The sequence below is a fragment of the Methanosarcina horonobensis HB-1 = JCM 15518 genome (assembly GCF_000970285.1).
Lineage (GTDB): Archaea > Halobacteriota > Methanosarcinia > Methanosarcinales > Methanosarcinaceae > Methanosarcina > Methanosarcina horonobensis.
In genome coordinates this window covers 594,821-611,479 of the sequence record NZ_CP009516.1, presented here as the reverse complement: position 1 = coordinate 611,479, position 16,659 = coordinate 594,821, and the positions used below count along the sequence as shown (strand labels likewise).

Here is a 16,659-nt window from a genome sequence, read left to right as displayed (position 1 = left end):
ACAGTGAAAAAGGGGAAAATTAAAAATAAGGTGTAAAAGAGGAAACAAAAATGCATATACCTGATTCTTTTATTCCGTTAACGCAGGCAGTTGTCTACTGGGTAATTGCTATTCCGTTTATTTTTATGTCAATGAAATGGGCAAAAAATGATCTTGACGAAATGAAAGTGCCTGTTCTTGCCGCCCTTGCGGCAGGAATATTTGCAATCCAGGCTATGAACATTCCCATAGGGATGGGAACAAGCGGACATATGGTAGGAGCAACCCTTGTTGCCATTGTCTTCGGAAGCCCCTGGGCCGGAGTACTGGTACTCACACTTGTACTGCTAGTACAGGGTTTCGCCTTTGGTGACGGCGGGATAACCACTATGGGTGCAAATATTCTCAACATGGGCATCATTTCCGGTTTTGTAGGATATTATACTTATGCTGCTCTTCGCAGGAGCACAGGCACAAGCATTGCAGCCTTTGGAGGTGCCTGGCTAGGGCTCTTCATTTCGGCTGTTGTCTGCGCAGTTCAGATGTGGATTGCAGGGACTTTCCCCCTGGTTCCGGGTCTCATTGCAATGGGTACTTATCACCTGATAATTGGTTTTATAGGAGAAGGGCTGATCACTGCGGTTGTAATCACAGCAATTGCAAAATCCCGCCCTGATCTCCTTGAAGACAGCTTTACTGCCAGACCAGAGAAGTCAAAGAAGGAGGCTCATGCATGAGCGGGAATTCGAATATGAAATTCCTTTACGCAGGAATTGCAATTGCACTTTTGCTTTCCATCCTTGCTCCTTTCCTTGCATCTCCCGACCCTGACGGGCTGGAAAGTGCAGCGGGAGGGGTAATTGAAGAATCGAAAATGTCAGAACTTGAAGAAATGGAACCCGCAGTAAGTTCTCCAATGCCTGATTATGCAATTGAAGGTATGGGGAAGAGCGGAGAAATAATGGCGATTGCCATAGGGACTATAGCAGTACTGGCAATCAGTTTCGGGCTAGGCAAAGTTTTTAATAAAAAAGCCTGAGCAAAAAAACATTCTTACCTTTTTTTAAAGCCTATTTCTTCCAGAGATGGAAGAAGCGGCTACCCCATATAGTTTTTTGTTATTAAGGATTTCAACAGGCTTCTTTCCGGATTCATCTCAACCAAGCTATTTTCTACAAACCTCAGAAAAAATTCGCTGCTTACTCCCCAATAAATATAATGCTCGAAGGACATAGATCTTTCACAACACAAACACGGCACCTTGGTTTTCTTGCCTGGCAAATTTTTCTCCCGTGATAAATCAGGGTCATTGAAATCGAATCCAGGTCTTCTTTTCGGGCAAGGGATATAAGGTCCTGCTCGATTTTTACAGGATCTGTATGTTTAGTAAATCCCAGCCTTCCGGAAACTCTTTTTACGTGGGTATCCACGGCAATTCCTTCTGTTATTCCAAAAGCTCTGGCAAGCACTATGTTAGCGGTTTTTCTTCCTACTCCGGGAAGGGTTACCAGTTCTTCCATTGTCTGCGGGACTTCCCCTCCATAGCGCTCGACAATCAGTTGCGCAGCAGCTTTGATGTTTTTTGCTTTGCTTTTGTAAAATCCAGTTGAATAAATATCTTCTTCGAGCTCCCTGAGGTCTGCGTTTGCATAATCTCGGGCAGTCCTATACTTTTTAAATAGATTTTCAGTCACCCTGTTAATCTGGACATCAGTCGACTGAGCAGAAAGGACAGTTGCCACAAGAAGTTCCAGAGGGTTACTGTAGTTAAGAGAAGGTTTAGCATCCGGGTATTCTTTCTTTAATAGAGCCCATATCCGGTCAAAATTATGTCTATTATCAAGGATATTATACTTTTTGAGGAACTCATTGGAAGTCAATTTATCAGGTTTTTTTTCAGGCATCAAAAGAACTCCGGCATCAGATTTGTTTTCCAGATCTCAATCATAAGAACGAATATACTTGAAGGTATGCAGCCATATTTTGTCTCTCTTTTTTGGTTCAAAGCAATATAAAATTGGCAGTCTTGCCATGAAGCCGGGTTTTAAAACATATAACGAATATCGGAACATATCGTTGGATAAGTAAACACCATTTTCTTTATATCCGATGCCCTGAGACCAAGTCGCATTGCCATGGCAAAAATATTAATAGCCTCTTCTGCATGCGGGCCCAGAATGTGAGCTCCCACTATCCGGTCATTTGTTTCATCGAGAATTACCTTTGAGGCTGCAAACTGAAGTCCTGTTCTCCTGGTAGTGTTCCAATTACTTCGGTCACTGAAGATTACCTTATATTTCTCATAATCTTTCTCTTCACTGCTTCCAACGGAAGCAAGGACAGGAATAGTAAAAACTGCACTGGGAATGCCTGTATAATCGGCTTCAGCTTCATTTCCGTCAAGAATGTTGGCAGCTGCAACTTCTCCCTGAAGAGTTGCTACCGGAGTGAGCTGTATGCCCTCGGCAGTACAGTCTCCACCTGCGTAAACACAGGGATTTGATGTCCGCATGTGTTTATCAACTATAATCCCTTTTTTTTCGGCCTTAACTCCGGCACTCTCTAGGTGCAGGTCTTCAAGATCAGGGACTCTGCCTGCTCCGTTTACCACCATATCTGCATTGAAAGTCTGAGTTTCGGGTCCTGCTTCTGTTTTATACTCGGTTCTGACCAGGAATCCGTTGCTTCCTTTTTCAACGGCTACTACCGGCCTGTTTACAAGAACCCCTATACTTGCCGTCTCTGAGGCTTTGACAAGCAGGTCTACCATATCGGAGTCAAAACCTCCCAGGGGCTTTTCGCTTCTGTGAAGGATTAAAACCTCGGCTCCGGCTCGCCGGGCAATGTGTGCAAACTCGAAAGAGATATACCCCCCACCGACAAAAACGATCTTTGCAGGGAGCTTCTCGGTTTCCATGAACTCCTCACTTGTTGTAAGGTACTCTTCACCAGGAATGCTCAGTTTTCGAGGCTTCGACCCTGTCGCAAGAAAAATATATTTCCCTTTGAGTGTATATTTCCCGACAATCACGGTATTTTCGTTTTCAAAATAAGCTCTCCCGTGATACATGTCAATCCCCATATCTGCGAACACTTTCTCGGTCTCCTGTGGATAGCCCTCGGTAAATGTTCTTTTGAATTTGATAAGTGAAGGCCAGTCAATATTTAAAGGCTCTTTTGTCCCTGCGCCTTTGCCTATAAGCCTGTTATTCCAGTCTGTAGCTTCCGATACATTTGCAAGAACTTTTTTGGGGTCGCACCCTCTAAGAGGGCAGGTACCTCCGTACTCCCTCGAGTCAATAATAGCAAACTTCAATCCAGATGACTCTGCCCTGCCTGCGAGAGTTCGGCCTGCAGTACCTGTCCCGATGATTATGATGTCGTATTCCTTTTGCATTGATTACTCAACCTTTTTACTTGTTTCTTGAAAAAAATGAGCAGAACGTAAAATAAAAAAATGAGCAGAAAATCAGGAGCAGGCTTAATGGATAATATTGAGAAACCCCACTCCCAGTACTCCTTATTCTTTCTATTTCCAAAGAATAAGTATTCCACCTGAACATTCTTCCTGAAAAAGTATGGAAATAGAAGAATTATGGAAACGTTCATGCAAAAATACCAAAAGATTAAAGAACTACATATCTGAAGGTTTAATCAGGATGTTAACAGAAATGTTGTACTTAAGGAGTTAAATTCTGATTTTTCAACGGAAAAAATCTATTTCCAATAAAATAATGCGTAAACCATAAGTTTTATAGCTAATAATTTTTAAACCAAGTATATTGGTGATTTTTTGGTAAAAAGGGCACTGCTCAGCGTTTCAGACAAGACAGGAATTGTGGAATTTGCACGCGGGCTTGAAGCACTTGGCGTGAAGATCATCTCAACCGGCGGGACTGCGAAAATCCTTCGTGATGCCGGCATCGAGGTCACCGATGTCACGGAAGTCACAGGCTATCCGGAGATGATGGGAGGAAGAGTCAAAACCCTCCACCCGAGAATTCATGGCGGGCTTCTATGTCTGCGGGACAGCAAGGAACAGATGGAGGAGGCTGCAAAAGAAGACATCTCCCTTATCGATCTGTTAGCCGTAAATCTGTACCCCTTTGAGGTAACGGTTTCCAGAGCAAATGTAGAGCTTGAAGAAGCTATTGAAAACATAGATATCGGAGGTCCTACTCTTCTCCGCTCTGCAGCCAAGAACTATCGCTCGGTAACGGTATTATCCGACCCTTCTGACTACGGGCACGTCCTTAAGGAACTGCGCTCAAGCGGAATAATCTCAGAAAAAACCCGGGCTGAACTTGCAGTCAAAGCTTTCAGGCACACAGCGGATTATGATGCAGCTATTGATACTTATTTGAGCAGGACCCTGCTTGGAGAAGAGATACTCCGCCTAAAATTTACAGACGGGGTAAAACTTCGATATGGAGAAAACTGGCATCAGAAGGCCTATTTCTATAAAGACCCTGCAATAGAAGGCCCGAGCCTGGCAAAGGCAGTCCAGCTGCATGGGAAAGAGCTTTCCTATAATAATTATGTAGATGCGGACAATGCCCTCCAGACGGTTAAAGAACTCGGAAATGCTTCCTCCGCCGTGGCAATTGTAAAACACAATAATCCATGCGGACTTGCTACCGGAGAAACCCTCCTCCAGGCTTTGCAGGCTGCCTGGGACGGAGACCCCATTTCTGCCTACGGAAGCATAATCTGTACAAACGAGATTTTTGACCTCGAAGCTGCAACTTTTCTGAACGGGAAATTTGTAGAAATTATCCTTGCCCCTGACTTCAAACCCGATGCCCTGGAATATCTGAAAAATAAAAGTGAAAACCTGAGACTCCTGAAACTTCCTGAACTTAGAGAGGTTTTCGGAACGGAGTATACCTACAAATACGTAATAGGAGGTATGCTTAAGCAGAGCCGTGATATAGGCATTTACGAAAAATGGGAGTCTGTTACTGAAATTCCCTATCCTGAAAACAAGCGTGCGCTCTCAGAGTTTTGCCTTAAAGCCTGCAAAGCCACAAAATCCAATGCCGTGATTCTTGCTCACGAGTATGAACCAGGAAATTTCATGGTACTGGGTATGGGAGCAGGACAGCCTAACAGAGTAGACTCGATCCGTAAACTGGCAGCCACAAAAGCAGTTGAAAATCTAAAGATAATATATGAACGTGAGCAGCCTGCTGAATCTTTTGAAGAATACTGCAAGAAGATTATGTCCGAATGTGTAATGGCTTCAGATGCTTTCTTCCCCTTTGATGACAGTGTGGTTTATGCAGCAGAAAATAACATCCGCTACATTGTTTCTCCAGGCGGCTCCATAAGAGACAGTGAGGTTATTGCTACTGCAAACAGACTTGGAGTCGCCCTTGTCTTCACAGGTATGCGGCATTTCCTTCACTGAAAAATAAGAAGCTTAGACAAAGAGGGACCCAGATACATAACTGAGTCCATATAAAACTCGAGTACTCCTGCATAAGGCAGGGTACATCCTCATTTTAAATTTGTTTCCAGACTGCCAGGTTTAAAAGATAAAAAATTTGCCAGATTGCTATTTTTGCAAATCTTGAACTGGATATCTATACCACAAATTAACTCACATACTTCAGTAAATAATTAATACATCTGGCAGGCATTCAGGTCATATTAGATAGATGTACTTTTACTAAGAATTTATCGAACGGCTAAATATTAAATATCAATTTTTTATCTATGATTTTCAACCTGCACTCCGAATATGCAGTATTAAGTCATATATTAATAGAATAATTTTATATCATTCAGATAATAGATTATTTTACGGAGTTTACGGGTGCTTTTTTGACCGGAAATTTTCGTTTTCGAAAGACCGGTACACAGAATATCTAAATATTAGAAAAATTTATTAAAGATTAGATATACTCTTGAAAAAGATAATATATATTGAATTCGTATACCATTCTAGCAATATTATATCACCTTGACATAACTGCAACCTCAATTCAATATAAAAGATGAAAGGAATTAAAAAAATCAAATTGCCTCCCCTGTAAATAAAAGATGGAGAGCTTATATCTGTATAATTACTTTCAAACTACTCCAGAAACAGCATAAGAACTATGGGCTGATATTTGTGAAATCAACTGGACTTTTAAGCATCCTAACCTTTTCTGAAAAACGAAAAGATATCCTATTTTTACTTCAGGAGAGCCCTAAAACCCTTTCGGAGATCAAAGACTACTTCGATGTAAGATCACCGGAGATTTTACCTCGCCTGAAAGAAATGGAGACCGCGAATATGATTGTCAGGCAGGAAGGGATGTATCGATTAACTTCCCTGGGAAAAGTTTCAGCTATACATTACAAACCTTTCCTTGACACTCTGACAGCCATAGAAACAAACGAAGAGTTCTGGAGAGATCATGACATCACAGCAGTCCCAGAGATGCTGCTAAACAGAATTCAAGAGCTAAAAGAATGCAGGGTTATAAAAGACGAACACGAACATATTTACGATTCTCATAAAACATTTATGGATAATGTTCCTGCCTCTGGACGTTTTATGGGTTTTACGTCCATTTTCCTTCCCAGCTACCCATCGATGTTTCTTGATATGGCTCGCAAGAATATCCCGATTTCTATAATTGTTACACCAAATGTGTTTTTCAAAATAAAAAGCGAGCATAACTCTGAAATTGAAGAGTTTCTTAATCACAAACACACAAGTTTTCATGTGTACGACACTGCAAAAGTGGCTTTTGTCGTAACAGACAGGTTTGTATCACTATCACTCTTTTTCAAAAACGGAACATTTGACCCCAGGAGTGATCTTGTGGGCTTTGATTCTTCATCAATTAAATGGGGAGAAGACCTTTTTAAGTATTACAAAGAAAATGCGGTCGAGATTAAGACTTTGTAAGCCGAAGATTCACAACCATCTTAAGTCCACTTAATCTGAGAGACTGAAAAGAAAAAAGCTGAAAAACAAATTAGAAGTATGACTGAAGAATCTATGATCTTCAGTCTAACCTGTTTGAAGTCTCTTTGAGAGACTATAACAGATTTTTCATATTAACTTTGCATTGTTTTCGGTATAACTTCAGGCTCCAGCTGTAAAATCCGAGTGAACTTTCCATAAGAGTATTTTCAGGCATTGAGTCTTTATGCAATCAGCGAGACTGCAACCATTCTCAATCCAAGAATGGATGTAGATTCCCCGTCGACAAGCACGGTTCTTTCGAGTTTCCGGGAAGAAAACTCGGCATTTTCGGAGTTTGTAAATTTCTGGATGCATATCAGCCCGCAAACAAAACTGTAGAGGACTATAAAGGGTTCAAAAGCAAGGGCTCCATGGATAAGGGCAATTCCGATTACCATGTGGGAGAACAGGTGCATCGAGAGAAGAAGATTGCGGGTTTTTCGTGCTCCGAGGCTTACGGGAAGAGTCCTGATACCAGCAAGAGTGTCTCCCTTAATGTCCTTGAAATCGTATATAGCAGAGTTTATAAAGAGTTTAACGCCGAAAAAAATAAAGACCAGAACAACAGGAACCAGGTTTCCACACCCACTACCTGCAAGTCCTGCAATGAAAATACCCCAGGTGAGTCCTACAACAAGATTTTTAATTCCAAGTCCACCTTTGAGTTTCAAAGCAAACCTGCCGATTTTAATGCCTTTACTATACAGGTAACCAGTTATGAAAGGTATGAATGCAAGTAAAAGCATTTCCTCTACTGCCAGTATACAGGTTCCTATAATAAAAGCCAGTATCGAAACTGCAAGTCCTATTTTTTTATTCGAACCATTCAATTCAGTCCGGTTTACAGTATCCTCTTCAGATCCAAGAGCTCTGTCAAGGGTATATACAGTATAAATAATTAGACCACCTGCAACACAGGTTAGTATACTTGATTGAATATGAAGTAGTAGAAACGCGAGATGTATTCTTAGTGCACCAGAGAATGCAACTAAAATAGAACTTTTAAGTAGTTCAAGAGTGGCATTTTCTTCAGGATACTTGGGGGAATTCGTTCGTCTGTGCTTGAAAATAGATCCAAAACTTCCAGAAAATACATTGGAGCTCATAAAACTAATACAGTCTGACTTTTAAATATTATTAATCCAATATAATATAGACAGATCCGTATAACAAATAAATTACTATACAAATTATATATGATTGAACTAACGATTGAGAGAATAAACTAGCAATTATATTTATACAGAAAAAATATCCTGCCGTGACTGAAAAAAGAACTACGGGATACATGATTACAAAAACCTTAACATTCACGCACAATAGGTAATTCTGGATCAAACTGATATTCGGGGTGGTGGCAATTAATATTTTAAAAAAATTATTTAAACTTCGTGAAAACAGAACACTCTCAAACTGAGGTCATTACAGGTTTGACAACCTTCGTAACAATGGAATATAATTTTGTGAATCCGGTATTCTAAGCTGTATAAAAACGAATTTCGGCCGTAGTCGAGCTTTTTATTGAATTTATCGGGTCTACTGATGCAAAAATGGGAGTCAAAGCAGAGAGTAAAAATTATGAATAGTGAAAAATATCTTATTAGGCATTTAAATTCAAAAATTCTATGCAGGGCTCATGCAAAAAATCGATATAAATCTGTTTCGCAAACTATTTTTAGCAGTAATAAATAGATATTAAAATTTGTCACTAAATATATTAATGGAATTATCTGAGTTAAAATAGAAGTGTAAAAGCTGCTCAAATGTAAAGAAACTAGATTTATAAGATAAGCAACATATGTTGCGAAAGGGGATACAGCGGGCAAAATAAGTTTTTGAGAGAATATCAGGACATTTAACAGTTCAGAAACTGAAAATTGCTCTGATACTAAGGGGGTTCCTGTGTTCAATAGATGCAGTTATTTTAAAAAAATACAAAATCATGTCTGGAAAAACTGTCAAGCTGCATCTCCAGTTCCTGAGCAGAAGAATACCTGAACCTGCAAATTAACTTAAGAAAAGAGGAAGGTAAATTTGTCGGAAAACAACCTTTTAGAAAAAAAGAGACTGGGGGGTGACAGGTATATTTTCGTCAGATCAGGATATCCCTGAAGGAGACATGGATAAACGAGGTCTGGAAGAAAAAAGGAGGAACAGCCAATTCCATGAAAAACCTTCTGAGTCAGAGATCCCGGAGAGCCATGATAAAGATATCACTCCATGGCATTCTCAGAGAAGTGATGAGGTATTTAAAGAGCTTGAAACTTCCTCCAGGGGACTTGATCCTGAAGAAGCATCTATCAGACTCAAAGAATACGGAGAAAATACCCTTCCAGCAAAGAAGCCGCCTGGACTTGCGGAAATAGTCCTTCACCAGTTTAAAAGCCCTTTAATTTACATCCTTCTTATAGCAGGAGTAATCGCTGTTCTTCTGGATGACCTCAGGGATGCGGGGTTCATTTTCCTTGTAGTAATTATCAATGCTGTAATCGGTACTATCCAGGAATGGAAAGCAGAACAGAGCGCATCACAGCTACAGACAATCTTGAAAATTATGTCCCGGGTCAGAAGAGAGGGAGCCGAGAAGGAGATTCCGGCTGAAGAGATAGTCCCGGGGGATATTGTCCTGCTCGAATCTGGAAGCCGTATCCCTGCTGACCTTCGTATTCTCCGTGCTACAAACCTGACTGTTGATGAATCACTCCTTACCGGCGAATCCGCTGCTGTGCAGAAAACTGTGGACGTACTCAAAGAAGATGCTCCTGTAAGTGACAGGCACAATATGGCATATGCTGGAAGTACTGCTATTACGGGACGCGGCTGTGGTGTTGTGACTGCGACGGGCAGCCGAACCGAAGTTGGCAGGATTGCACGTGCAGTTACGGAAACAGAGTCAGCAAAGCCACCTCTCCTTATACGAATGGAAGATTTTGCCCAGAAAGTAGGAATTGCTGTGATCGCTGCAAGTGTTGCGATGAGCGCTATTGCTCTTGCACAGGGAACTGCACCTATAGAAGTTTTCTTCCTTGCAGTGGCACTCACTGTATCGGCTATTCCTGAGGGGCTGCCCGTAGGTGTCACAGTTGCACTTTCGATTGCAGCCACCCGTATGGCTAAAAGAAATGTAATCGTCCGCAAGCTTTCCGCAGTTGAAAGTCTCGGAAGTTGTACCACAATAGCAACTGATAAAACAGGCACTCTTACTGTCAACCAGCAGACAGCAAGAATGGTATTGCTTCCCCCAGGAGACTATTTTGAGGCCTCAGGAGAAGGCTATACTCCTGAAGGGGAGGTAAGGCTAAAGAATGGAGATTCTCCTGGCACTGAAGATGAGGAAAGGCTTCGAAGGCTTGCAGTAGCTGCAGCGATTTGCAATGAAGGAGCCCTCTCTCAGAAAAATGGAATATGGGTTCATCATGGAGATGCCATAGATGTAGCATTTCTTGCACTTGCATCCAAGATAGGAATAGATCCGGAAAAGACCAGAAAGGAGGCGAAAATAGTTGCCGAGATTCCCTTCGAGTCCGAGAGGATGTATGCGGCTGTATACTATAAGGATGATAAAAATGGACCCGTTAAAGTAGCTGTCAAAGGAGCTATGGAAGCAGTCCTGCCATATTGTATAGAAATGAATACATCAGAAGGCACGGTCCCGATTGATCCTGATGTCCTGAACCAGGAACTGAATTCCCTGATGGAGAAGGGGTACCGTGCTCTCGTTGTGGCTGAAGGTCAGGTCTCAGGAAAGGTTGAAGACACTCCTGAGCTCGAGTCTGTAAAGCCAGAGCTCACATTTCTCGGCATTGCGGCGTTCATAGATCCTTTGAGGCCCGATGTTACTGAAGCGGTCCATACCTGTAAAAGGGCTGGAATTGACGTGGTAATGATTACAGGAGACCATCCGAAAACTGCACTTGCGATAGCCAGCGAGCTCGACATCGCCCATTCCAAAGAGGAAATGATCACAGGCAGAGAAATGGAAGAATTTGGAGATCCCGAGCTCCCGGCTTTCATCTCTGCAATTGAAAAGGCACGTGTTTTTGCAAGAGTAACGCCCGTGCAGAAGATGAATATTGTAGACGCACTTGTCAGGAGAGGACATTTTGTTGCGGTTACAGGAGACGGGGTTAATGATGCTCCTGCGCTCCAGAGGGCAAATATCGGCGTTGCAATGGGGTCAGGGACCGATGTGGCAAAAGATACTTCGTCAATGATAGTAACTGATGATACATTCTCCTCGATTGTTGCAGGTGTTGAGGAAGGGAGAATTGCCTATGACAATATCAGGAAGGTCACCCTTCTTCTTATCTCAACCGGGCTTGCAGAAGTGATACTTTTCATATTCGCGCTTGCTATGGGGTTACCAATCCCGCTGCTTGCGGTGCAACTCCTGTGGCTTAATCTCGTTACAAATGGAATTCAAGGGGTGGCTCTGGCCTTTGAGGCAGGAGAACCCGGAACAATGTATCGAAAGCCAAGAAAGCCCGAAGAAGGAGTTTTCAATAAACTCATGATAAATCAAACAATGCTTTCCGGGGCAGCTATAGGGGTAATAGCTTTTGCAGTCTGGGTGTGGCTGCTAGGGGAAGGATACGAAGAGGAATGGGCAAGGAACCTCCTGTTGCTATTGATGGTTCTCTTTGAGAATTTCCATGTATTTAACTGCCGTTCTGAATACCGTTCCGCATTCCGCGTACCAGCCAGGAACAATTATTTCCTGGTTATGGGCGTAATTATGATGCAGGGACTCCATATTTCTGCCATGCATATACCTTTCTTCCAGGGTCTTCTTGGTGCAAGCCCCGTTTCGTTTGAGATCTGGTTTATCCTTTTCATAATTGCCAGCAGTGTCATTGCTGTAATGGAGGTCTTTAAAAGGGTAAGAGCTGCTCGTAATAAGGATATGTAACATAACCTTGAGTCTCTTACCTTAAAAAGAAGAGACTTTCCACCAGATTTTCACCCTTGTGCTCCTTCCTTTCTGCATTAAAGCCCCATTCTCTTCCTCAAGCACCTCCTGAAGATAGGACTTGAGAATCTCTTCCTGCTCAGGAGAAAAAGCAGCATACTGGGGTTTAAAATGCTCAATGGCTTCTTCGAGATTTTCAAAACGGTTTTTATGCTCAAAAGGAAAGACATTTATATGGGGATAGATTCCCATGTCATAGAGTATATTATAAAGGATGTCTGCCTTTGGGCCCTGACTGTACTCGCACCCATGCAGGATAGGCCAGAGATTTCGAGAATGTACATCCCAGGAGGTATCTCCTGCAAACCAGTAGAGATAAATATATCCCGAAGATACATCAATCATTTTCTGGATTGAGGCACGGATATCTTTCATGCCCAGAGAATAAGATGCAAACACGATATCATATGGAGGACAGAGGTCAGACTCCGCTTCAACAGATTCCCAGTCTTTATAGACACAGTTAATGTTCCTGATTCCATGGCTCTCTATATTTTGTTTCAGGATCTCCATCATGCCTTCTGCAGGCTCGACTGCTGTTACATGTGTAACCCTTTCAGCAAGAGGAATTGCCAGGCTTCCGGGGCCTGCCCCGATATCAAGGACTCTTGACTCCGGAGTAAGAGCCATCCCGGTCAGAGTTTTTTCAATCCTGCCATTATTTTCCCGGGACATCTCCCAGAAACGTTTTGCGTTCTTTTTGTTTTTCCACATATTTGTGCAGTCAGTGTTCATCTGTGTCTTACTCTGCAACTCCATTCTCTCTTTCCAGACTTCATTCCAGTTGATTTTGGTGTTCATCCTAATTCCTCACTTACTTTGACCGACTTTAGGGCAGTTATTACGAAAAGATAGAATAGTGCTAAGAAATAAGTATTTTACTAAAAAATAGCACATAAACATAAAAAGACTCTATTAAAAAACGGCTGGATTGAGGCGACCGATGAAAAAGTAGATGAGTGGATTGAAAAATTATCCTCATCAAAAATAGTAAAATTCCGGGTTTGAGCCCGGCAAAAAACAAGGTTAAAATACTTCTTTAGAGAGGAACTATCTTTTTCCCATACGCCTCATTCAGTACCTGACCAAGGGCTGTGTAGATTGCGGCAGCTCCTGTAAAGATTCCTTCATAACCTGCAACCCTCAGTATTGCTGCATTGCCTGAGTAATTTCCGGCAGCAAGTAAGAAGAACAGGACTGCAAGAGCCAGAAAAACCACAGAAAGAGCCTTTGTGCCTTTCAGCGTGCCTACGAACATGAAAAGGGTAAAGACTCCCCACATGAAGAGGTATGCGGCAAAAGGAAATGAACCGGGAGCCAGGGTTGTGTAACTCTCCGAAGATTTTGGGAGCAGAACAATTCCAACCAGAGTCAGCCAGAACAGCCCGTATGAGGTAAAAGCTGTAGTTCCGAAAGTGTTACCTTTCTTCCATTCCATAAGTCCGGCAATGATCTGAGCTATGCCACCATAAAAGAAACCCATGGAGAGGATCATTGCATCCATCGGATAAAAGCCGGCATTGTGTATATTCAAAAGCACAGTTGTCATTCCGAAACCCATCAAACCCAGAGGAGCGGGGTTTGCGGTTAAATCCTTTATTTTTACATCACTAATGTTCATAACATCTCTACTAACTTCTTGACTCATGAAATCCAATCCTCCTTCCCGTTAACCGGAGATTTAGCCTGAACTTCCAATAAAAAATATGTGGAGACACTCAGCCGTTTTTGAGGTCTCTTTTTCACCTTTTGTGGAAGTATGTAATTATTAATACTTATATTTACGGACTGTAGATAAATTTTCAAGACATCATAAATATATAATATACAAATTCATAAGAAGAGTCCAGAGAATCATGTAAAACAAGATCCAAATGTTGCATAACAAGCTATTTATGACCATGTGTGGAATTTCCTTCATATGACTCAGGCAAGAAAACCTCTTATGCTGATGATCCTTGACGGCTGGGGCTACAGGGAAGCCGAAGAAGGAAACGCTATCCTGGCAGCCAGAACCCCGAACCTTGACCGCCTGCTTAAAGAATGTCCATGGTGCTTTTTAGAAACTTCCGGGGAAGCCGTAGGCCTGCCGGAAGGTCAGATGGGAAACTCTGAAGTTGGTCATCTGAATATAGGGGCAGGAAGAGTTGTTTACCAGGATCTTACAAGGATAAATGTCTCTATCAGAAACGGAGACTTTTTCAAAAACCCTGTTTTGCTGGACGCAATTTCAAACGCAAAGCTCAATGATTCAAGCCTGCAGCTCATGGGGCTTGTTTCTTACGGAGGCGTTCACAGTTATATGACCCATCTTTATGCCCTTATCAAACTCGCACAGGAGAAAGGGTTAAAAAAAGTATATATACATGTTTTTCTGGATGGGAGAGATGTTCCTCCTAAAGCCGGTCTTGCTGATGTTAAGGAGCTTGATGCTTTTTGTAAGGAGAACGGGAGCGCAAAGATTGCGACAGTACAGGGGCGTTACTACGCAATGGACAGAGATAAACGCTGGGAAAGGACAAAACTCGCCTATGATGCCCTGACTCTTGGAGTCGCCCCATATACAGCCCCAGATGCAGAAACAGCAGTTTCTGAAGCTTATGCCAGAGGAGAAACTGATGAGTTCATAAAACCCACTGTAGTCACCGACCCTGAAGGAAATCCTGAGACAGTCATACAGGACAATGATTCAATAATCTTTTTTAATTTCAGGCCCGATAGGGCAAGGCAGCTCACATGGGCTTTTGTAACAGACGACTTTGAAGGTTTTGTACGGGAAAAACGCCCGGAAGTTCACTATGTCTGCATGGCACAGTATGATGAAAACCTGGACTTGCCTATTGCATTCCCACCTGAGGAATTAACAGATGTGTTTGGCAAAGTATTGAGCGATCAAGGGCTTGTCCAGCTTCGAATTGCCGAAACCGAGAAATACGCACATGTGACTTTTTTCCTTAACGGCGGGCAGGAAAAATGCTATGAAGGAGAAGACCGCTGCCTGATTCCCTCACCAAAGATTGCAACATATGACCTCAAGCCTGAGATGAGCGCATATGAGGTTACGGATGAGGTCATAAGGAGAATTCAGTCGGGAAGGTATGATGTAATCATACTTAACTTTGCAAACATGGACATGGTAGGGCACACAGGAATTTTTGAAGCTGCAGTAAAGGCGGTTGAGACCGTTGATAACTGTGTGGGCAGGATTGTAGATGCTCTGAAAAAAGCAGGTGGAGCAGCACTTATAACTGCAGACCACGGAAACGCCGAACAGATGGAAAACCCGCACACAGGAGAACCGCATACAGCGCATACTTCTAACCCTGTAAGATGCGTTTACACAGGAAACGGCGAAGTAAAAGCCCTGGAGAACGGAAAATTGTCAGACCTTACCCCAACTCTCCTGGACCTTCTTGGGATCCAGAAACCCGAAGAGATGACAGGCAAATCATTAATAATAAAAGAGTGACTACAAAAAGGAGTAAAAAGAAGGAAAGTATTGAGGACAGAGAGCATTGAAGAAAAGATCAATACTTTTTAATTTTTCAGTAAATTTCTTTTTTATTTTTGTTTCTACTCTGTTCATCAGGATAAACGCTATGTAGATTTCTTTTTATGACATGTATCCCTCACCCGTTTATATAAAAAACAAAGGCTTTCCGTGCAGGATTTTTTTAAAAAGATTAAATATCAGCAGCTATAATAAGAGATAAAGATAAAGAATATATTATAAAATTTTAAAATGTTTTTGGGTTGTACTACATATGATCAGAATAACCACGCCCTGCCGGCTCCACGTAACACTTATCGATATGAACGGCGAGATAGGAAGAATGGATGGAGGAGCAGGGTTGACCCTTTCCTCCCCCAACATAAAAGTTACTGCAGAAGAAGCTGATGAAATCCAGATAGAAGGACTGCAGGGGTTTGCTGACCGCATGAAAAAAGCCGCAGAAGCCTTGCTCCCTGCAGGGAAAGGAATCAAAATAGAGGTAAAAGAGCTGATTCCTGCCCATGTGGGTTTCGGATCAGGCACCCAGTCTGCCCTTGCTGCAGCGGCAGCTGTGAACGAACTTTACGGGCTTGGAAAAAGTATTAGAGAGCTTGCATTTACAGTAAAAAGAGGAGGAACCTCAGGTATAGGAGTAGCCGCTTTTGAGAAAGGCGGATTCATAGTCGATGGAGGGCACAGGTTCAAAGATAAGGGAGTTTTCCTGCCTTCTGCTGCCAGCAGGGTGCCGCCCGGGCCTGTACTGTTCAGGGAAGATTTTCCTGACTGGGATATAGTCATCGCGATCCCCAATGAGAAAGGCATGCACGATCAAGAAGAAATCGATGTGTTTAAGAAATTCTGTCCCTTACCGATAGAAGAGGTCAGGGAAGTCGCACACATGGTGCTCATGAAGATGATGCCTGCAGTAATAGAGGGGGACATCGAAAGCTTCGGAGCTGCGGTAAATCATGTCCAGACAGTTGGTTTTAACAAAAGAGAGAGTCTAATCTGGCCTGGCTTCGTTAAGGACATTGCCTCTTTGATGCGCAGCCGGAGTTACGGAGCTGGAGTAAGCTCATTCGGTCCCGTTGTTTATGCTTTCATGGATAACAGGGAAGAAGGAAAGCAGCTTCAAACAGAAGTTCAGAAGATGCTTGACGAGTCAGTTGGTGGAGTCACAATGATGACTCGAGCCAAAAACAGCGGAGCAGAAATGTCCAGATCTGATTATTAAAATCTTAGAGAATATCTATA

At 42.4% G+C, this 16,659-nt stretch carries 12 protein-coding genes; 7 read left to right on the top strand and 5 right to left on the bottom strand.

Annotation, left to right across the window (positions count from 1 at the left end; genetic code table 11):
- Window positions 1-50: 50 nt before the first annotated feature.
- Window positions 51-716, top strand: a complete 666-nt coding sequence (gene cbiM / locus MSHOH_RS02635; RefSeq protein WP_048137142.1) for a cobalt transporter CbiM — start codon at window positions 51-53, stop codon at window positions 714-716.
- Window positions 713-1,018, top strand: a complete 306-nt coding sequence (locus tag MSHOH_RS02630; protein ID WP_048137140.1) for a PDGLE domain-containing protein — start codon at window positions 713-715, stop codon at window positions 1,016-1,018. Before cbiM ends, MSHOH_RS02630 begins: the two co-directional genes overlap by 4 nt.
- 160 nt (window positions 1,019-1,178) lie before the next feature.
- Here MSHOH_RS02630 and nth read toward each other — a convergent pair whose 3' ends face one another.
- Window positions 1,179-1,883, bottom strand: a complete 705-nt coding sequence (nth, locus tag MSHOH_RS02625; RefSeq protein WP_048137138.1) for an endonuclease III — start codon at window positions 1,881-1,883, stop codon at window positions 1,179-1,181.
- A 140-nt stretch (window positions 1,884-2,023) separates the two neighbouring features.
- Window positions 2,024-3,376, bottom strand: a complete 1,353-nt coding sequence (locus MSHOH_RS02620; protein WP_048137136.1) for a dihydrolipoyl dehydrogenase family protein — start codon at window positions 3,374-3,376, stop codon at window positions 2,024-2,026.
- A gap of 396 nt (window positions 3,377-3,772) precedes the next feature.
- On the opposite strand from MSHOH_RS02620, the gene purH reads away from it, so the two are divergent.
- Together purH and MSHOH_RS02610 are read left to right on the top strand one after the other, a co-directional pair.
- Entirely contained in the window at window positions 3,773-5,389 is a 1,617-nt protein-coding gene (gene purH, locus MSHOH_RS02615; protein ID WP_048137134.1) for a bifunctional phosphoribosylaminoimidazolecarboxamide formyltransferase/IMP cyclohydrolase, read from the top strand.
- Window positions 5,390-6,097: 708 nt separating this feature from the next.
- Complete coding sequence (locus MSHOH_RS02610; protein WP_048137131.1) at window positions 6,098-6,883, top strand: helix-turn-helix transcriptional regulator; 786 nt, start codon at window positions 6,098-6,100, stop codon at window positions 6,881-6,883.
- 242 nt (window positions 6,884-7,125) lie between these two features.
- Here MSHOH_RS02610 and MSHOH_RS02605 read toward each other — a convergent pair whose 3' ends face one another.
- Window positions 7,126-8,049, bottom strand: a complete 924-nt coding sequence (locus MSHOH_RS02605; RefSeq protein ID WP_048137129.1) for a UbiA family prenyltransferase — start codon at window positions 8,047-8,049, stop codon at window positions 7,126-7,128.
- A gap of 968 nt (window positions 8,050-9,017) precedes the next feature.
- On the opposite strand from MSHOH_RS02605, the gene MSHOH_RS02600 reads away from it, so the two are divergent.
- Window positions 9,018-11,852, top strand: a complete 2,835-nt coding sequence (locus MSHOH_RS02600; RefSeq protein ID WP_239451175.1) for a cation-translocating P-type ATPase — start codon at window positions 9,018-9,020, stop codon at window positions 11,850-11,852.
- Between the two features lie 21 nt (window positions 11,853-11,873).
- On the opposite strand, the gene MSHOH_RS02595 is transcribed toward MSHOH_RS02600, so the two are convergent.
- Both MSHOH_RS02595 and MSHOH_RS02590 read right to left on the bottom strand, forming a co-directional pair.
- Window positions 11,874-12,713 (bottom strand): class I SAM-dependent methyltransferase, encoded by an 840-nt coding sequence (locus MSHOH_RS02595; protein WP_048137127.1) that lies wholly within the window; start codon window positions 12,711-12,713, stop codon window positions 11,874-11,876.
- A 238-nt stretch (window positions 12,714-12,951) separates the two neighbouring features.
- Window positions 12,952-13,560 carry an acetate uptake transporter gene (locus tag MSHOH_RS02590; RefSeq protein ID WP_048137126.1) on the bottom strand — a complete coding sequence of 203 codons (609 nt, stop codon included), beginning with the start codon at window positions 13,558-13,560 and terminating at the stop codon, window positions 12,952-12,954.
- A 273-nt stretch (window positions 13,561-13,833) separates the two neighbouring features.
- On the opposite strand from MSHOH_RS02590, the gene gpmI reads away from it, so the two are divergent.
- On the top strand, window positions 13,834-15,381 hold the full coding sequence (gpmI, locus tag MSHOH_RS02585) for a 2,3-bisphosphoglycerate-independent phosphoglycerate mutase (RefSeq protein WP_048137125.1): 1,548 nt from the start codon (window positions 13,834-13,836) through the stop codon (window positions 15,379-15,381).
- A 295-nt stretch (window positions 15,382-15,676) separates the two neighbouring features.
- Window positions 15,677-16,639 carry a beta-ribofuranosylaminobenzene 5'-phosphate synthase gene (locus tag MSHOH_RS02580; RefSeq protein WP_048137123.1) on the top strand — a complete coding sequence of 321 codons (963 nt, stop codon included), beginning with the start codon at window positions 15,677-15,679 and terminating at the stop codon, window positions 16,637-16,639.
- Window positions 16,640-16,659: the final 20 nt, after the last annotated feature.